The sequence below is a fragment of the Rothia sp. HMSC065C12 genome, assembly GCF_001812085.1.
GTDB lineage: Bacteria > Actinomycetota > Actinomycetes > Actinomycetales > Micrococcaceae > Rothia > Rothia mucilaginosa.
On the sequence record NZ_KV807670.1, the window covers coordinates 58,576 to 77,243 of the forward strand.

Consider the following 18,668-nt stretch of genomic DNA (forward strand, 5'->3'; position numbering starts at 1 on the left):
TGCGTTTTCGTGGAATAATAGGTGTTTGTGCCCCGACGTATACGGGGTGCGCCCCCATAGTCCAATTGGCAGAGACAGAGGACTTAAAATCCTTGTGTTCTGGGTTCGAGTCCCAGTGGGGGCACTGCGTAGACACGCGTAGGTGCAGATAGGCGGCGGCTCTTCCCGTGGGGGAGGGGCCGCCGCTTGTGTGTCTGAGGGTTTACATGTCTGGGGTGTGGTGTTTGGAGTTTAAAAGGCGATGCCCCCGACCAGTTCGGTTGCCATGGGGATGCCCACCTGCTCGAAGGAAGCGATGGTACCCGTGGGCTCCACTCTCAAAAACGCCCGCATACCGTCTTCCGGAGCTCAAAAACGTGAGACCCTAGAAGAGACGCAGCCACAGATGCACCCCAGCCTGAATGGGGCAGCAGAGTCAGAAAGGCACAGCATGCAGACTATACCCTCCATCATTGCTGTCGATATGGACGGCACCTTCCTCACCGACTCCAAAACTTTCGACACCGAACGTTTCTCGCGCATCCTATCCCGCCTGCAGGCGCAGGGAATTCACTTTGTTGTGGCGAGCGGAAACACCTACGCCAAGCTGCGGGACTATATGCGCGGCTTTGAAGGGCGAGGTCTTACCTATATTGCTGAAAATGGGGCATACCTTGCTGATGAGAGCGGTCAGCTTGCCGTGCATCCCTTTGTGGAAGAGGATGTGCCGCGCATCATTGAGATAGTCCAGGGGCTGGATCAGATTGGTTTGCTGGTCTGCACTACCGAGGGTATCTACCTGCCTAAGGACCGCTGTGACCAGATTGTGCACATGATTCGCGGCTATTTTGAAGACACCGGTCAGGAGCTTCCCGAAACCCTCACCTTGGAGGACTTTGCGGCGTTCTTCTTCCCCGGCTCGGTCATGGTTGACTCTATTGAAGATTTTGAGGGTGCACCCATCAAGTTCCCGCTGCTGACCCCGCCGAAGCAGACGCAGCAGCTGAGCGTCTACCTGCGTGAGGCTCTTCCGCAGACCGTCACCCCGATGGTGAGTGGCTTCGGCGCCATTGACCTGGTGCGTACCGGTGTCAACAAGGCGACCGGTCTGAAGGACCTATGCGAGCGTCTGAACGCCGACCCGGCGGGCATTCTTGCCTTCGGTGACGGTGAGAACGACATGGAGATGCTCCGCTACGCGGGCTGGGGCGTTGCTATGTCTAACGCCCCGGAGGTTGTGCGAAATGCTGCTGACGAGGTGATTGGCTCGAACGAGGAACAGGCAGTTCTGGAGTATCTGGAGCAGCTCCTTGACCGTTTGGAAGCTTCGCAATAGACGCTTCACCAAGAGACGCGCAGAAGCGTTTGCGTGCGGGGCGGTGCGGACCTGGGTGAACCTCAGGTAAACACCGCCCTGAAATATTCTGGCAAAGCTGCTAGAAGCCCCTGCTGGTAACGAACAGCGCCCGTGAGCGCAGAATCTATCCGATAGAATTAACAGAATTAGTTTTGTACCCGTTTAAGGAGAGCATGATGGCGGGAAACCCGCTTCTGAATTCGATGACGAAGAATGTCACTCAGGGTGACTCTCGTTTCGGTCGCTTTGGTGCACAGCCTCAGCAGACCAGCCAGCAGGCGCAGTACGGTCAGCAGCAGACCTACGGCCAGTACGGTCAGCAGCAGTATGACCAGCAGGGCTACGGTCAGAATGCTTACGGCCAGCCCCAGTATGGTCAGCAGGCGCAGTACGGCCAGCAGCCCTATGGTCAGCAGTATGGCCAGCCCCAGTACGGTCAGCAGGCACAGTACGGCCAGCCGTACGGTGAGGCTGACTACGGCGTAGCAACCCCCACCTACTCGGAGCCCATCCCCGCAGGTGAGCGTCTGACCATGAACGATGTCATGGTTAAGACCGGCATCAACCTGGGCCTGGTCGCTGTCGGTGCCGCTGTTGCATGGAATGCACCGGTGCTGATGCTCCTGGGCCTGGTTGGTGGTCTGGTCCTGGGTCTGGTGAACTCCTTCAAGAAGAAGGTTTCCCCGATTCTGGTCATGACCTACGCGCTTATGGAAGGTCTGCTGCTCGGTGGCCTGTCCGCTGTTGTGGATATGCGCTACCCCGGCGTGGCAATTCAGGCGGTTCTGGCAACCCTCGTGGTGGCAGGTACCACCCTGGCTCTGTTCGCAAATGGCAAGCTGCGCGCAACTCCTAAGCTCAACAAGATCTTCATGATCGGCGCTATTGGTTACATGGCGTACGGCTTCATCTCGATTCTGGGTGCGGGTATCTTCGGTTCCTCGCTGAACAGCTTCTCTATCGGTGGTATCCCGCTGGGCCTGGTGGTTGGCCTGTTCGCTGTTGCGCTGGCAACCTACTCTCTGCTGCTGGACTTCACCACCACCTCCGAAGCTGTGGAGGCTGGCCTGCCCGAGCGTGAGTCCTGGCGCCTTGCTTTCGGCCTGACCGCTTCTCTGGTCTGGCTGTACGTTGAGATCCTGCGTGTTCTCATGTACCTGGCAAGCATCTTTAGCAACGACTAAAGCTCGCTTTGAGGCGGCGGTACCGTGATGGTGCCGCCGCCTTTGCCGCTTTACTTCCCCGGTGCATCGAGGCGCGGGGGAGAGCACACAATAACAACACCACACCGCCTCCGCTGGGGCTGCCGAAAGCTGCCCCGCACGAGTGCGACACCGATAATGATTTGGAGACACCGTGAAAATTACACCTGTTGCAGAAGAGCATGTAGCCGAGGAGGAGCGCGGCTACCGGGTTCCTTTTGCCATGGAAGTTGCCGGTGCTTGGGCGTGGCGCATCATTATGATTGCCGGTGCCGGCTGGATTCTTTGGAAGGGTCTGGGGCACGTCTCCCTGCTGGTTATTTCTCTTCTGGTGGCTTTGCTTCTGGCGGCTCTGTTGAGCCCCGCCGTGATGCTTCTGCGTAAGAAGGGTGTTCGTGCAGGTGGCGCGGCGGCTATTGCCGAAATCGGTATGATTCTGGTGCTCGCCGGTATTATTTCGCTGACCGGTCAGCAGATTCTGCGTGGTTTTGTGTCCATGGCGGATAAGGCGGTGCAGGGCTACCAGCAGCTGATTGGTTGGCTGAAGAACCTCGGCTACGAGTTCGGTGCCGACCAGATGAACCAGCTGTTGGATCAGATGGAGAGCGCTGTAACTAATAACCCCAGCTCCGTGCTGCACGGTGTGTCTCAGGTGGGTTCGACTGCGGCTGAGGTTGCGACCGGTACCCTGCTGACCCTGTTTACCTTGGTTTTCTTCCTGATGGAGGGCGAGCGTATCTGGCTGTTCGTCACCCGCCTCTTCCCGAAGGACGCGCGTGCCGCAGTCAACGGTGCGGGTCGCGCGGGTTGGAAGTCCCTGGGTGCGTACGTGCGCGTTCAGATTCTGGTGGCGGCTATTGACGCTATCGGCATCGGTATTGGTGCCGCAATTCTGGGTGTTCCGCTGGCTATCCCGCTGGGTGTGTTGGTCTTCCTCGGTTCTTTCGTTCCGGTGATTGGTGCCCTTATTTCCGGTGCTGTGGCTGTGCTGCTGGCGCTGGTTGCTCTGGGTCCGGTGCAGGCGCTGATTATGCTCGGTATTGTTCTGCTGGTTCAGCAGCTCGAATCCCACATTCTGCAGCCGCTCATTATGGGTAAGGCTGTCTCCCTGCACCCGCTGGCGGTTATTTTCTCGGTGGCTGGTGGCTCCATGATTTTTGGTGCGGTGGGTGCTCTGTTCGCCGTGCCGACTCTGGCTGTGGTCAACGCGGTGGTGCGTTACCTGGCGAATCGTGGCTGGGAGAAGGAGGCGCCTCGTGAGGAGGAGTTCCTCTTCCCGCATGAGCTGGAGCGCCGTAAGAAGGCTGAAGAGTCTGAAAAGGCGAAGGAAGCTAAGACTTCCGAAAGCTCTGAAGAATCTAAGGAATCTGAGAAGGCTTAGAACTCAGTTCATTGTGATTAACCGCGGGCTAGACGCCCACACATAACCTAGATTGGGGGCCGTTCTTGCACTATCTGCTGAGAGTGCGGGGATGGCCCCTGCTTTATGCCGGTGCATCCTCTAGAATGGAGTGTGCACTGTGCCACCGCGCGCCTTTTAGCGTGCGGGGCTAGGTGCCGCCAGAATACGTACCATCAGAATGGAAACCTCGTGAGCGTAGATCTCGACTCCCTGCCCGTGACCCTCACCGACATTGAACGTGCCGCAGAGCTGCTCGAAGGCGTTATTGAACGCACCCCCGTCGCTCATTCGCGTGCGCTGAGCCAGCGCCTCGGTTCAGAGGTTTTCTTTAAGTGCGAGAACCTGCAGCGTGCTGGTTCCTTCAAGGTGCGCGGTGCGTACGTGCGTATGGCGAAGCTTTCTGAGGAGGAGAAGAAGCGCGGCGTTGTGGCTGCGAGCGCGGGTAACCACGCTCAGGGTGTGGCTCTGGCTGCTGACCGTCTGGGCATTAAGGCCCGTATTTATATGCCGCTGGGTGCGGCGCTGCCGAAGATTACCGCGACCCGTGATCACGGTGCTGAGGTTGAGTTGCACGGCGTGACCGTGGATGAGGCTCTGGCGGAGGCAAAGCGCTACGCCGAAGAGACCGGCGCGGTGTTCGTGCACCCCTTCGACAATGAAGACATTATTGCCGGTCAGGGCACGATTGGTCTGGAGATTCTGGAGCAGGTTCCGGATGTTGACACCGTGATTGTGGGTGTTGGCGGCGGCGGTCTGCTGGCTGGCCTGTCCGCTGCTATCCGCGCGAAGGAGCAGAAGCTCGGCAAGAAGATCAAGATTATTGGTGTTCAGGCGGAGCACGCGGCGGCGTACCCGCTGTCGCTGGCTGCGGATGCCCTGGTGCCGCTGAAGAAGGTTTCCACCATCGCTGACGGTATTGCGGTGGGCCGCCCCGGCCAGATGCCTTTCTCCATCATCAAGGAGCTGGTAGACGATGTGGCGACCGTGAGCGAAGATGATATTGCTCGCGCCCTGATCTTCCTGATGGAACGTAACAAGCTTGTGGTGGAGCCTGCCGGTTCGGTGCCCGTGGCGGCGCTGATGAACGGCAAGCTGAAGGAAGAGTACGGCGACCTGGGTACGGTCGTGTGCGTGCTCTCCGGCGGCAATATTGACCCGATGCTGATGCTGAAGGTGATTCAGCGCGGTCTGTCTGCGGCTGGCCGCTACATGACCGTGAAGATGATGCTTTCTGACCGCCCGGGTGAGCTGGCGACCATCTCCCGCATTATCTCTGAGAACGACGCGAACGTGACCGGTGTAGACCACACCCGCGTGGGTGGCTCGCTCTCCATGGGCGACGTGTCGATTACCATCGACATGGAGACCAAGGGCGTGGAGCATTGCCGCCAGGTGATTTCTGCCCTGGAGGATGAGGGTTTCAAGCCCATCATCGTCTACTAAGCCGATATATTTATGAGCCGACGAGCTGTAATAGTTACTCCTGAGCTTTATCGGCAGAACGCAATTCAATAGATAAAAAACAGTGCGGGGTGCTGACCTTTTCGGTTCAGCACCCCGCACTGTTTTGTTGTAAAACTACTTTTGTCTTTTAGCCCTGGTAAGGGGTCACGGAGACAATCTTGGCGCTCAGTTCCTTACCGTTCGGAGCGGTGTAGGAAACCTCGTCGCCCTGCTTAGCACCCATGATTGCGGCGCCCAGCGGAGACTTCTCGGAGAAGACCTTCAGATCGGTGCCTGCGGGGAGGGTGTCCTCAATTTCGCGGGAGCCGAGCAGGAACTTCAGGGTGCGGCCTGCAACCTCAGCCTCGATGACCATGCCGTGGCTGACCACGCCGTCGTCAACGGGTGCCTCACCAATCTGTGCGGTTTCGAGCAGGTGCTTGAGCTGCTTGATGCGCGCCTCGTTCTTAGCCTGCTCGTCGCGTGCCGCGTGGTAGCCGCCGTTCTCGCGGAGGTCGCCCTCATCGCGTGCCTGCGCGATGCGGTCAACGATTTCCTGACGGTACGGACCGGAGAGGTACTCCAGCTCCTGGGTGAGGCGGTCGAAGGCGTCCTGAGTGAGCCATGCACCGGTGTTTTCAGCCATGCGTGTCCTTTGCTTATGCGCCGGCTTTGCCGGTGCGAAACGAATAAACCCGCTACCGCGTGCCGCGTTCAGAAAGGGGACGGCGATGCCGGTAACGGAATGAATCAACAGACCTATTCTAGAGCACCGGAGGATTTTCGGCTGTTATGCCGGTCGTATCTTCCCCTCTGAGCGCATCCTCGCCGGGGTGCATGCCGGTAGCTGAACCTGGTGGCGGTTTCTGTCGGCTGGTTACCATGTGATTGCGCGGATATGACGGTACATTTCACGATGTCACACGGCGTCATCTGCGCTAGTGTACCGGCGCTGTCCTTGGGTATCATACGAGAAGCTACACACGTAAAATTTCCGCAGTGTGGCGCTCGCATTCGCGAATCACAGACACATCAGCCGCCCATCCGCGCTGGCCGCATCAACTAAAGGACACATACCGTGAGCGAAGCCATCGAACAGCTGAAGGCAAACCTGCCGACTCACCCTCCCGTGGACTCCCTCAAACCGCTGGATGAGGACTACACCGGTCTGCGCATCCTCGCGGTGCACGCTCACCCGGACGACGAGTCCTCTAAGGGCGCCGGTACCGCTTCGGCGTATATTGCCCGTGGTGCTCGCTTCATGGTGGCGACGATGACCGGCGGCGAGCGCGGTGACATCCTGAATGAGGAGATCGATAATAGTCCGCGTGCACACCGTGACCTGCCGGGTCTGCGTCGCGCTGAAATGGCGGCTGCTCGCGAGATTATGGGTATTGAGCACCGCTGGATTGGCTTCTTCGACTCCGGTCTGCCGGAGGGTGACCCCATGCCGCCTCTGCCCTTCGGTAGCTTTGGCACCATGCCCCTGGATCGTGCCGCCGCGCCGCTCGTGCGTCTGGTGCGTGAGTACCGCCCGCACATCATCATCACCTATGACGAGATTGGCGGCTACCCGCACCCCGACCACATCATGACCCACAAGGTTGCTGTGGAGGCATTCGAGAAGGCGGGCGACCCCGAGGCGTATGTGGGGGAGGGCGAGCCCTGGACCCCGCTGAAGCTCTACTACGATCGCGCGTTCAACCCGGAACGCACCCTCGCCCTGCACGAGCACCTGCTCGATACGCACGGTGAGAGCCTGCTGAGCGGTTGGATTGAGAACATTGCGCACCGCGCAACGTCGGGTGAGGCGCCTCGCCACGAGACTACGACCCGCATCCTGGTGACTGAGCACTTTGAGCAGCGAGATCAGGCTTTGCGTGCGCACGCCTCGCAGGTGGACCCGAATGGCGTGTTCTTTGCGGTGCCCAGTGAGCAGCTGAAGGATATTTGGCCCTGGGAGGACTACACGCTGGCTGCCTCGCACGCTGAGGTTCAGCTGCCCGAATCTAGCCTGGACGAGGGCCTGAGCGACTACTACGTTATCTAGGCTGGGGTGCATCGCCCCGCGCGTTACAATGATGCCCTTCACCCACGATATGAGTTGTAGGTGAAGGGCATCATCCATTCTTAGGCGCGCGATGCGTGCAGCCCCTGTACGCACCCCCGGATACCGCCACCAGCCGCCACAAATTTTGAGCCGATTCTCAGCCCAACCGCGATGCTGATTGCCGCGAAGGTACGGCGCGGCGGCGTAGAATAAGAGCTTGGACTCTTTCGTTATGAGCCCGCTGAATTATCTGCCACGACAGCCGAATGAGGTATGAGCTATGAGCGCCAACGCCCTGCCCGTGATTACTGTGCACGGCCACGCCAGCAACCCCGGCACTGTCACTGAGCCTACCGTCTATGAGCAGGCTCTGGCGCGCTCGATGAGCCCTGAATCCCTGCCGGCACATATTGGAGTGCTGGTGGACGGTAACCGCCGCTGGGCGGCTCAGCGCGGCTTGAGCACCCGTGAGGGCCACGCCGCCGGTGCGGAGCGAATTATTGATTTTCTGGCCTGGTGTACTGAGCTGTCGATTCCGCAGGTGAGCCTGTACATGCTCTCCACTGAGAACCTGAAGCGCCCCGAGAAGGAGCTGACCGGTCTGGTCGCTGTGATTGATGCGTTTCTGGTGCGTCTGGTGGAGTCCGCCTGCGGTCCGGTGCGCGCTATCGGCAATATTGACCTGATTCCTCGCCAGCTGCACGAGCGCCTGGATTGGGCGATTGAGCAGACGGCGCACCTGCCCGGTGTTCGCGTGAACATTGCGGTCGGCTACGGCGGCCGCCAGGAGATTGTGGACGCGGTCCGCTCGGTTCTGCGTGAGGCCGCCGCTGAGGGGGCATCCTTGGACTCGCTTGCCGAACAGCTGAGCGTGGAGGATATTTCTTCGAACCTGTACACCGCCGATATGCCCGACCCGGACCTGCTGATTCGTACTTCGGGTGAGCAGCGCCTGTCCGGTTTTATGACCTGGCAGAGCGCGTATTCTGAGTTTTACTTCTGCCGAGCCCTGTGGCCGGATTTCACGCGCGTTGATTTTCTGCGTGCCCTGCGGGATTACGCTAACCGTTCCCGCCGATTCGGCTCCTAGACCTTAGATGCTCTAGCGCCTATGCGCTCTAGAACCTATGTGCTCTAGCGCCGCTGGCTCGTGTTTCTCGGCTGGCTGGCTGGTGACTGGTTCCTGGCTAGCAGCCTCCGGTAGTACAGCCTCCAGCAATACAGAATGGACGTTCTATGCTCGCTGAGCTTTCCCGCCTCTACAACGCTGGAGGCGCCTCCGTTATTGCCGCTCTGGTGCTCGGCAGCTACCTGCTGTATTTCCTGTGGTGCGCCCTGCGGCTGTGGCGTATTGATGTGCGGGAGCACCGTCTGCCGCACCGCATCCTGATTCCTTTGGCTATTGCCACCTATACGGCGCTGCCGGTGTCTTTGCTTTTTGCCGGTCGCCCCGCCGATATTTGGCGTGTGATTGGTGCCGGTCTGGTGCTGTGGTTCTGCTACCTGCTTCTGCGTATCCTGTCTTTTGGGGCGCTGGGCCGCGGGGATGTGAAGCTTGCCGGCATTCTGGGCGGCGTGCTCGGGTACCTGTCCTGGGCGAATCTGGGCTGGGCGTCGCTGGTGACGTTCCTTGCCGGTGGTCTGGTGTCTTTGGCTCTGGTGCTGTTCACGAAGGCGCGCGGTAGCACCCGCATTGCCTTCGGTCCGTTTATGCTTCTGGGGGCGCTGGTGGCGTTGGCTGCTCCGGCGTATTCTCTGTGGTAGATTCCGAAGTAGGGTGACCGTCCGGCTAAATGGCGGGTTCGTTCTGTGTGCGGCCCGCGGCTGTTCGCTCTGCTCTCTAGCACCTATTCCCGGTAGATTTGCCGGGGCTTTTGAAAGGTTGATGTTATGCCTACTCCTCCCTATATCCGTAAGCTGCGTGAGCGGATTGGTTCGGATTACCTGTGGCTGTCCGGTGCGACGGCTGTGGTGTACCGTGAGCAGGATTCTAAGGTGCTGCTGGTGCGCCGTAGCGATAACGGGGCGTGGACCCCGATCACGGGCATTGTGGACCCGGGGGAGAGCCCCGCACTGACCTGCCTGCGTGAGGCGCAGGAGGAGGCGAACGTGCAGATTGAGGTGCTGGAGCTGGCGCAGGTGAAGGCTGACCCGCCGATGCAGTTCGGTAATGGTGACCGCTGCCAGTTCTTGGATCATACGTTCTTGTGCCGCTGGGTTTCTGGTGAGGCGAAGGTGAATGATGAGGAGTCCTCGCAGGTGCGTTGGGTGGATGTGTCTGACCCGGCGGAGCGTGCGTTGCTTTCTGAGCGGATGCTGGACCGTATTGATGCGGCGCTGAACTATGATGGCCACTGCCGTTTTGGTTTGGAGTCGGTGCCGCCGGAAGAGTACTAGACCGGCTACTGGGACTGAGTAAAAGCCGCCGAATGAGGCACGTAGATACAGAAGGAGGGGCGACCCGCCGTCATGGCGAGTCGCCCCTCCCAGCATTTTTATGACAGTTTGTTACATGGTATTGGGTGGTTCTTCCTGTTTTTCTGTGGGAGTGGGGGACTGGAAGCCTAAAGGCTGCCGTGGTTTTATTTTGTTTTTGTCTTTTTTACCTTAAGTTGTGCCTGTATATCGAGTTATGAGTGGTGCGCATGAGATGCTTTATATATGACGCGGGTTACATTGGGAGTGACGGCCCCGTATTAGTCAGTAACCCGAGAAAGATTCGTTCACGTGATGTTCTGGTGAGCGTAGTCGCTTTCCTTTTACTCTGCCTATAAATCTTTAAGGCATGCTATTTTTCTGTGAACTAGGCTCATTGTGTTCATCGCAATTCTTGGGCGCTATTTTGATGCGTCCTGGAAGGAGCAAAGCATGACAACACATAAAATACCCTGGAGAATCTACGTAGCCCTTATTGGCTCTCTGGTAGGTACAGGAATATATTCCTTCGCCCTACCCATTGCGATTCTCGCTAGTACAGGCGAAATTGGGTTGGCTGGCGTAATGGCGGTGGCCATGCAAATCCCCAATATCGCCTTGGCATATCCACTAGCAACCCTATCTGATAGTCTGCCTCGAAAACCTATGATTGTGATTGCCGGGGCAGTAAACATCCTCAGCATCCTTACCTTGGCGTTGATGATTGAGCAGCATGTGCTGTCATGGTTCGCCATCGCCGCACTAGGATTTGTGAGCGGTGTCTTCTCCGAGCTGGCTGCTGCCTCAGAAGCAGGATATATTCCGCAGCTTCTCGGACGAGAAAACCTTCTTTCGTACAATGCACGTCGTGAAATTTGTGAGGGAATATCCGCAATCATTGCGCCCCCTACAGCAGGATTTATTGTTCTTGTCGCGGGTGCAACGGTCGGTCTTATCGTCCCGGTGCTCCTTTTCGGAGCGGCAACTATTTCATACGCAACGTTGCCATCCGTAGAGATGGAAACTAAAACTGAGCAACGCGAAACCGTACAACATGGGTTTATTCACCGCATGTTTGACGGTATCCAATACATGTTCTCCGGTGCCCCGCAGAGACTTATCCTTGTCTACACGTTCTTCTTGGCGGCAGCTACGGCATCGTATTCACTCATCATTATTTACCGCCTGTATGAGGAGCTCACTTTTGAAGCCTCAGTGGTAGGCATGATTATGGCCTGCAGCGGTATCGGTGGTATCGTCGCGGCGCTCATCATCGATCGTTTCCTCTCTTTCGAGAACACACGAGGAATGCTGCTGGTCGCCAATGTCGTATCCCTGCTCGGAATACCGCTCGTCACCATCAGCAATAACCCCGTAGTGCTCGGAGCCTTGCTCTTCATTCTGGACGTAGGATGGGCATCAGCTTTCATCTTCTCCAACAATCTGCGTGACTGCATTACACCGAATGAGCTACTGGGGCGTGCCAGCTCCCTTGACGGTGCCGTGTTTGGATTAGGAACGCTGTACTCCATGGGCGCGGTAGCACTGATGCTTGACCATCTCGGCTCCTTCAACGCTGCGCTTGTCGTCAGTATCCCGGCTGTACTCTGCCTCATCTACACGCTGGTCCACTATAAACAGTTCAAAGTGTTCAATATTGTTGAACAATAGTGAGAACCCGCTACCAACTCAATGACGGGGCAGAGAACACATACAGAGGGAGGGGCGACCCGCCGTCATGGCGAGTCGCCCCTCCCTCTATGGTTAAGCCGCGAACCTCAGGCGAGGTTCAGGCGGGGTGAGATTAGAAGTTGCCCAGCATCTTGGTGACGTCCAGAGCCGCATCCAGCTGCTCCTCAGTCACTTCGCCGCGCTCCACGTAACCCAGAGCCACAACTGCCTCACGGACAGTCACCTTGTGAGCCACCGAGTACTTAGCGATCTTCGCAGCAGCCTCGTAACCAATCAGCTTGTTCAGCGGGGTCACGGTCGACGGCGAAGCCTCAGCCAGGAAGCGGCAACGGTCAACGTTAGCGGTCAGACCGTCAATCATCTTCTCAGCCGAAACGCGAGAAACATTAGCGAGCAGGCGGATCGACTGCAGCAGGTTAGCAGCCATCACCGGGATACCCACGTTCAGCTCAAACGCGCCGTTAGTGGAAGACAAAGCAATGGTTGCGTCGTTACCGATAACCTGAGCGGCAACCATGATGGTAGCCTCACAAATCACGGGGTTGACCTTACCGGGCATAATCGAGGAGCCGGGCTGCAGATCGGGGATGTGCAGCTCGCCCAGGCCGGTGTTCGGGCCCGAACCCATCCAGCGGATGTCGTTGCTGATCTTCATCAGGCCGTATGCCAGGGTGCGCAACTGACCGGAAACCTCAATCAGGCCGTCACGGTTAGCCTGAGCCTCGAAGTGGTTACGAGCCTCGGTCAGGGGCAGGCCAGTCTCCTCAGCGAGCAGCTCAATCACGCGAGCGGAGAAGCCGTCCGGGGTGTTAATGCCGGTACCCACAGCGGTACCGCCCAGGGGAACCTCAGCCACGCGAGGCAGGGAAGCGTTCACACGCTCAATGCCGTAACGTACGGTTGCGGCGTAGCCGGAGAACTCCTGGCCCAGGGTGATGGGGGTTGCGTCCATCAGGTGGGTACGACCGGACTTCACAACGTCCTTGAACTCTGCGGACTTGCGCTCCAGGGACTCAGCGAGCACCTCGAGAGCGGGAATCAGGTCCTTCACCAGAGCCTCGGTCACAGCAACGTGCACGGAGGTGGGGAAGACGTCGTTGGAGGACTGGGAAGCGTTCACGTGGTCATTGGGGTGAACCTCAATGCCCTTGGACTCTAGGGAACGGGTTGCCAGGGTTGCCAGAACCTCATTCGCGTTCATGTTCGAGGAGGTACCGGAACCGGTCTGGAAGACGTCAATGGGGAAGTGGGCGTCGTACTTACCGGTTGCTACCAGATCCGCTGCGTCGCGGATAGCCTGGGCACGCTCAGCGTCGAGCACCTTGAGTTCCTCATTGGCGGTCGCGGCTGCCTTCTTCACGAGGGCAAGCGCACGAATATGAGCGGATTCGAGGGTCTGACCCGAAATCGGGAAGTTCTCGACTGCGCGCTGGGTCTGTGCACGGTAGAGTGCATCAGCCGGAACGCGAACTTCGCCCATGGTGTCATGTTCAATGCGGTATTCAATGTTTTCAGCCATACCTCTAGGATAGGCGTTCAAAGTGGCTTACGTCGCCTCGAAAAGGTGTCAAAAGAGGAAAAACGCTCATAAATTTTGAGGCGTGAGAAGGCACGTAAAAACCCCGCCCCGGTAGATGTGCGAACACGCTACCGTGGCGGGGGTATCCCATAGAAAAATCTGTTCTTAAGTGCGAGCATGTGGGTTCTCGCGCTAAGGCTCGTAATGAGCGGAGAAGAGGAAACCTAGTCCAGGTTCTCGGCAACCACAACGCGCGGGGGAGTCTTCACGACCACCGGAAGCGTCTGAGTCGGCGGGTTCTGCGCGTCGTTCTTCTCCTCCGGCAGGGTCAGGTCCTGCGAGCTGAACACCAGCTCTGCCTTACCTTCCTTCAGATGGTAGAAGACACCAATCACGGCGACCTTACCCTCAACCACTGCATCCGAAATGATGTGGGACTGCTCAATAATTCGGATGGCGGTCTGGCGGGTGTGCTCACGCACCATGTCGTTGACGACCGGGTTCTCCGGCAGCTTCGGGGACATCACCGAAGGCAGGATGTGCTGCACCAGGTTACGGATGAAGCCGTGCGGCATCTCACCGGACTCCAGGGACTTGCTGGCCGCAGTCACAGCACCGCAGGAGTCGTGACCGAGAACCATCACGATAGGGGTCTCAAACTCATCAACCGCGTACTCCAACGAACCGAGCGCGGCATTCTCCAGCACATGACCGGCGGTACGCACCACGAACGCGTCGCCCAGGCCCAGATCAAAAATAATCTCTGCCGCGAGGCGAGAGTCACCGCAACCGAAAATCGAGGCGAACGGGAACTGACCCGATGCCAGGTCGGTACGGCGAATCGTGTCCTGGTTGGGGTGCTCATTGCTACCCTCAACAAAACGGCGGTTACCGTCCTTCAGACGCTTCCATGCTTCTGCGGGAGTCGGTTGGATGCCAGCCATGTGATGCTCCTTAGCGGACAAATACAGATAACGCGTGCCGTCGGAGCCAGCGAATCTGCGAACGGGTATGTGGGGCTTCAGGCGCTTGCGCTGAAGCTGAGTTTCTCGCCGGGAGCCTCCCGGAGAAAGAACCTACCTCAAATATGCCTTAAATATGCGAAAAATAGCTAGTTTGGCGCGCCTTCACAACACCCAAAATCAGCACCTCAGAGCGTATGAAGTGTCGAAGGGAGACGCAGCCCTCACCAATATGCCGCATCTGCTCACCTTACAGTCAACACGCACGCAAACTCGTTCAGAACAAGAAAAACGAAGCCTGAGCGCGCTATCCTGAAAGGAGCACTACTGCGTCGGCGACTTCGCGCTGGAAAGAACCAGCCAGCCGACAGTGTATTCAGAAATCTCGAAGGTGAGTCTATGACTACGAACAATAACCACGGCGACCGCAACCTCGCAATGGAACTGGTGCGTGCCACCGAAGCCGCAGCTATCGCCGCAGGCCCCTGGGTTGGCGCTGGTGAAAAGAACCTCGCAGACGGCGCAGCTGTCGACGCCATGCGTTACCGCCTCTCCACCGTTAACTTCAACGGCACCGTCGTCATCGGTGAAGGCGAGAAGGACAAGGCTCCCATGCTGTACAACGGCGAGAACGTCGGCGACGGCTCCGGCCCCTCCCTCGACGTGGCAGTGGACCCCATCGACGGTACCCGCCTGACCGCACTCGGCATGGACAACGCCCTCTCCGTGATTGCTGTGGCAGACGGCGGCACCATGTTCGACCCCTCCGCAGTGTTCTACATGGAGAAGCTGGTCACCGGCCCCGAAGCCGCAGAGTTCGTGGACCTGCGCCTGCCCGTCAAGCAGAACCTGCACCTGGTCGCTAAGGCTAAGGGCAAGAAGGTCAGCGAGCTGACCGTCTGTGTGCTGGACCGCCCCCGCCACGCCAAGCTGATCCAGGAGATTCGCGAGGCAGGCGCCCGTACCCGCATCATCCTCGACGGTGACGTCGCAGGCGCTATCGCAGCTTGCCGCGAGAACACCGGCGTGGACCTGATGCTCGGCACCGGCGGCACCCCCGAAGGCGTCGTCGCAGCGTGCGCTATCAAGGCAACCGGCGGTGTGATTCAGGGCCGTCTGGCACCGACCGACGAGGCTGAGCGCGAGAAGGCACTGGAAGCCGGTCACGACCTGGACCGCGTGCTGACCACCAACGACCTGGTCACCAGCGACAACTGCTTCTTCGCCGCAACCGGTATCACCGACGGCAAGCTGCTGCGCGGCGTGCGCTACAGCAAGAACGTTGTGACCACCCAGTCGCTGGTCATGCGTTCCTCCTCGGGCACCGTGCGCACCGTTGAGGCTGAGCACCGCCTCTCCCGCCTGCGCGAGATCCTCTCGCACACCAAGAGCCCCGGCGAAGCATAAGCCCTTGAGGTAGCCCCCAAGCATAAAGGAGCCGCCCCCGACCGAGTGATTCGGTCGGAGGCGGCTCCTTTGTATATTTAGCCCGTATATTGAGCTCGTATATTTAGCTTTTAGCTCTCAGAACCTACCCAGATTGGGGCGCCTGAAGTCGTTAGCGAGAGCGGAAGGACTGAACCTTTGCCTTCGCCTTTGCCACTGCATCGCAAACCGCAGGACGAGCCTTGTACGCCAGGGTGTAGGCGCGGTAACCCAGCGAGGTGACCGGCACATCCCAGGTACCCGGGTACTCCACGGACTCGCCGCCGAAGGACTTCTTGAACTTCGTGAAACCGGCCCACTCGTGATCCGGCTGATCCTCCGGCGCGATGCCGAAGAGGTCAACGTACTTCAGGCCCTTACGCTTAGCGTCCAGGATAAAGTTCGTCACCACCACAACACCTGCACTAAGGTTGCGGTGCTCGAAGGAAGCCGCAGCGTGCGCGTAGGTGCGGGTGTCATCCGAATCGTACACAAACGCCGCCGCAATCGGGGTGCTCTCACCGTTCTCATCGGTCAGCTTCGCAATGTACAGGGACGCCGCACCGGCGGGCATCAGCACGCGAGCAACCTGCATCAGGTACTCATCCTGCTGACGGTTAAAACCGTTACGGTCCGCGGTTTCCTCGAGGAAGCCGAAGAGAATCGTCATATCCGAGGGATTGGTCGACACCTCAACGGTCACGCCCTTTTTGTGGAGATTACGATGACGATTACGGTAACTGGAGCTCATTCCCTTGAGGATTTCGTCCTCAGTGCCCGAAAGATCAATAATCTGAGTGTGCGAAGGCTGCACCTGGCGAGGAGCCAGAACCGCACCGCGACGAGCCAAGAAAGCAGCCGCATCCTGATCGCCCCAAATAGCGGATTCAGTAGGCTCAATGCGCACAAACAGGCAACGAAGCTTCGCGGCCTCTTCCTTCAACGACGCGAGAGCCTCATCAAAAGCCACAGCGCTGGAGGCGACCGGTCCGTACGGGCTGTACAGGTAGCGGCCGGTAGCGCCGCCCTCAACGGTTGCAAGGTACGACCAGCCGTTACCGCTCTTACGAATTACGGTGTGACCATTAGATTCCTGAAAACGTGCCCAAATATCGGACTGAAGAATATTGCTCATCCTTCTAGTGTATCCGAGCTTAGGGAACGTAAGCCTGGGGCTCCGACGAAGCCTCGGGAGCAGAAACGGGGCGGGGTGCGGAGGAGCTCTCCTCCGCCTCGCGCTCGGCCGCTGCCTTTGCCTTCGCCTCGGCAACTCGGGTGCGCAGAGCGGCTCCCTTGTCCATTGCGGTCTGGCGCAGATTCTGAGAGAACTGACGCAAATCAGCGTGAACCTGCTGAGCAAACGCATCGGTGCCCGAACCCAGAATACGCAGAGCCAGCAGACCCGCATTGCGAGCGCCGTTAATGGAGACGGTAGCTACCGGAACACCGGCGGGCATCTGAACAATCGACAGCAGCGAGTCCATGCCCTCGAGGTTCTTCAGACGCACCGGAACACCAATCACAGGCAGAGCGGTGACGGAAGCGAGCATACCGGGCAGATGAGCGGCGCCGCCGGCACCGGCAATAATCACGCGAATACCGCGGCTGTGAGCCTTCTTGCCGTACTCAATCATGTCCTCGGGCATGCGGTGTGCAGAAACAACATCAGCCTCGTAAGGGATGCCGAACTCGTCCAGAACCTCGGCCGCGGCCTCCATGACCGACCAATCCGAATCCGAACCCATCACAATGCCAACAATGGGCTGGGAAGAATTATAGGGAGACTGAGACATAATCCTCATATCCTTTCAGGATGCGGTGGCGAACCACCATCAATAGGGTGCGTCGGATACGCAGGATGCTCTCACCCCACGCACCGGCTAAAAATAGGGCTACAGGGGGCGGCCGTCACGCAAAATGGAGGCGGCATTCGCGGCGCTATGACGCAACGCCTCAAGCTCAGCCACCGTGCCAGAAATATTCACGTGACCAATCTTGCGGCCCGGGCGGGTTTCCTTGCCGTAGAAGTGAATCTTTGCGCGCGGTTCAGCCGAAAGCGCCAGCGGGTAGACGCCAAAGATATCTTCGTTCTCGCCGCCCAGGTAGTTCTTCATCACGGCAACACCCTCCAACACGGAGGTATCACCCAGCGGAAGGTCAAGTACCGCACGCAGGTGCTGCTCGAACTGGCTGGTCACCGAGCCGTCCTGAGTCCAGTGACCGGTGTTGTGCGGGCGCATCGCCAGCTCGTTGATGTAGAAGCCGGCGGGGGAGCCGGGAACCTCGAAAAGCTCAGCCGCCATTACACCGGTCACGCCCAGCTCGGAGGCAATGGACACAGCAGCGGCTGCGGCAGCCTCAGCGATCTCGGGGTCCAGGTCCTGTGCGGGTGCAATGACCTCGTCACAGATGGAGTTCACCTGGATGGTCTCAACGACCGGCCAGGGGCGCACCTCGCCGCTTTCACGGCGAGCCACTAGAGCGGAGAGCTCACGGGTGAAGGGTACTTTCTCCTCGGCAAGTAGGGCGGAGAAATCGGTGCGGGAAGGCAGCTGCTCGAACCATTCGGCGCTGCGCTCGCGAGCCTCCTCGGGGGAATCCAGAACGAGTACGCCCTTGCCGTCGTAGCCGCCGCGCGGGGTCTTCAGCACCACGGGCCAGCCGATTTCATCGCCGAAGGCGAGTAGTTCGTCCAGGGTAGAAACCTTAGCCCAGCGGGGGTTCGGCAGGCCCAGACGCTCAATAGCGGCGCGCATCAGGAGCTTGTCCTGAGCGTACTGGAGAGCTTCGGGACGGGGCTGAACATTCACACCCTCCGCCATGAGGGTGCGCAGAAATTCGGTGGGCACATGCTCATGGTCGAAAGTGATGACATCCTTGCCGCGAGCAAATTCGCGGAGGGTGTCCAGATCTTTGTAGTCCCCGACGGGGGCGGTACGTACCGCTGCCACGGCGCCGACGGTGGGCGCCTCCGCGAGAATCTGCAGGTTCAGGCCAAGGTTAGTTGCTGCGGGAGCCATCATGCGGGCCAGCTGGCCTCCGCCGATGACGCCAATTACGGGTCCAGTCACAGGGTAAGTCACAGCACCTAAGTGTACCGGTTTCAGAGTGCTTATGGGAGCAAGACCACATTAAGGTCACAGAATGGGTTTAGCTGGGCGGCAGAGCCCAATATTTGGGCGTAAAAGCCGGAAGAAATCGTAAAAACCTGCCTTCTGCCCA

At 58.8% G+C, this 18,668-nt stretch carries 16 protein-coding genes and 1 tRNA gene; 11 read left to right on the top strand and 6 right to left on the bottom strand.

Features of this window, described 5'->3' with window-relative positions:
• Positions 1–50 precede the first annotated feature (50 nt).
• The 5 genes from HMPREF2836_RS00470 (at position 51) to ilvA (ending at position 5,383) form a co-directional block, all read left to right on the top strand.
• Positions 51–124: transfer RNA gene (locus HMPREF2836_RS00470), tRNA-Leu, on the top strand.
• Positions 125–430: 306 nt separating this feature from the next.
• Positions 431–1,315, top strand: a complete 885-nt coding sequence (locus HMPREF2836_RS00475) for a Cof-type HAD-IIB family hydrolase (protein WP_083309134.1) — start codon at positions 431–433, stop codon at positions 1,313–1,315.
• Between the two features lie 197 nt (positions 1,316–1,512).
• Positions 1,513–2,520, top strand: coding sequence for a Bax inhibitor-1/YccA family protein (locus HMPREF2836_RS00480; RefSeq protein ID WP_070629004.1), 1,008 nt, complete (start codon positions 1,513–1,515; stop codon positions 2,518–2,520).
• Between the two features lie 172 nt (positions 2,521–2,692).
• Entirely contained in the window at positions 2,693–3,919 is a 1,227-nt protein-coding gene (locus HMPREF2836_RS00485; protein ID WP_070629006.1) for an AI-2E family transporter, read from the top strand.
• A 210-nt stretch (positions 3,920–4,129) separates the two neighbouring features.
• Positions 4,130–5,383: a threonine ammonia-lyase gene (gene ilvA / locus HMPREF2836_RS00490; protein ID WP_005506856.1), complete on the top strand. Its 1,254-nt coding sequence runs from the start codon at positions 4,130–4,132 to the stop codon at positions 5,381–5,383.
• A 148-nt stretch (positions 5,384–5,531) separates the two neighbouring features.
• Here ilvA and greA read toward each other — a convergent pair whose 3' ends face one another.
• Entirely contained in the window at positions 5,532–6,029 is a 498-nt protein-coding gene (gene greA, locus HMPREF2836_RS00495; RefSeq protein WP_049355875.1) for a transcription elongation factor GreA, read from the bottom strand.
• Between the two features lie 432 nt (positions 6,030–6,461).
• On the opposite strand from greA, the gene mca reads away from it, so the two are divergent.
• From mca to HMPREF2836_RS00520, 5 genes are all read left to right on the top strand, one after another.
• The gene (gene mca / locus HMPREF2836_RS00500; RefSeq protein WP_070614677.1) at positions 6,462–7,433 is read left to right on the top strand and encodes a mycothiol conjugate amidase Mca; all 972 of its coding nucleotides are present in this window, start codon (positions 6,462–6,464) and stop codon (positions 7,431–7,433) included.
• A 280-nt stretch (positions 7,434–7,713) separates the two neighbouring features.
• A complete protein-coding gene (uppS, locus tag HMPREF2836_RS00505) occupies positions 7,714–8,523 on the top strand; it encodes a polyprenyl diphosphate synthase (RefSeq protein ID WP_070629009.1) in 810 nt (269 codons plus the stop codon).
• 146 nt (positions 8,524–8,669) lie between these two features.
• A complete protein-coding gene (locus tag HMPREF2836_RS00510; RefSeq protein ID WP_005508942.1) occupies positions 8,670–9,197 on the top strand; it encodes a prepilin peptidase in 528 nt (175 codons plus the stop codon).
• A gap of 126 nt (positions 9,198–9,323) precedes the next feature.
• Entirely contained in the window at positions 9,324–9,830 is a 507-nt protein-coding gene (locus HMPREF2836_RS00515) for an NUDIX hydrolase (RefSeq protein WP_005506863.1), read from the top strand.
• 417 nt (positions 9,831–10,247) lie between these two features.
• A complete protein-coding gene (locus tag HMPREF2836_RS00520) occupies positions 10,248–11,519 on the top strand; it encodes an MFS transporter (RefSeq protein ID WP_246822785.1) in 1,272 nt (423 codons plus the stop codon).
• Between the two features lie 133 nt (positions 11,520–11,652).
• On the opposite strand, the gene HMPREF2836_RS00525 is transcribed toward HMPREF2836_RS00520, so the two are convergent.
• Complete coding sequence (locus tag HMPREF2836_RS00525) at positions 11,653–13,059, bottom strand: class II fumarate hydratase (RefSeq protein WP_049338717.1); 1,407 nt, start codon at positions 13,057–13,059, stop codon at positions 11,653–11,655.
• A 224-nt stretch (positions 13,060–13,283) separates the two neighbouring features.
• Positions 13,284–14,003 carry a carbonic anhydrase gene (locus HMPREF2836_RS00530; RefSeq protein ID WP_005508935.1) on the bottom strand — a complete coding sequence of 240 codons (720 nt, stop codon included), beginning with the start codon at positions 14,001–14,003 and terminating at the stop codon, positions 13,284–13,286.
• Positions 14,004–14,420: 417 nt separating this feature from the next.
• Between HMPREF2836_RS00530 and glpX the strand changes: the two genes are divergently transcribed.
• On the top strand, positions 14,421–15,428 hold the full coding sequence (glpX, locus tag HMPREF2836_RS00535) for a class II fructose-bisphosphatase (protein WP_049355000.1): 1,008 nt from the start codon (positions 14,421–14,423) through the stop codon (positions 15,426–15,428).
• 151 nt (positions 15,429–15,579) lie between these two features.
• Here the strand turns inward: glpX and HMPREF2836_RS00540 are convergent, their stop codons facing one another.
• The 3 genes from HMPREF2836_RS00540 to HMPREF2836_RS00550 all read right to left on the bottom strand — a co-directional run bounded on the left by HMPREF2836_RS00540 (position 15,580) and on the right by HMPREF2836_RS00550 (position 18,529).
• On the bottom strand, positions 15,580–16,581 hold the full coding sequence (locus HMPREF2836_RS00540) for a lipid II:glycine glycyltransferase FemX (RefSeq protein ID WP_070629014.1): 1,002 nt from the start codon (positions 16,579–16,581) through the stop codon (positions 15,580–15,582).
• 19 nt (positions 16,582–16,600) lie between these two features.
• Positions 16,601–17,239 (bottom strand): 5-(carboxyamino)imidazole ribonucleotide mutase, encoded by a 639-nt coding sequence (gene purE, locus HMPREF2836_RS00545; protein ID WP_070629016.1) that lies wholly within the window; start codon positions 17,237–17,239, stop codon positions 16,601–16,603.
• Between the two features lie 99 nt (positions 17,240–17,338).
• Positions 17,339–18,529, bottom strand: coding sequence for a 5-(carboxyamino)imidazole ribonucleotide synthase (locus tag HMPREF2836_RS00550; protein WP_070629017.1), 1,191 nt, complete (start codon positions 18,527–18,529; stop codon positions 17,339–17,341).
• Between the last annotated feature and the right edge of the window lie 139 nt (positions 18,530–18,668).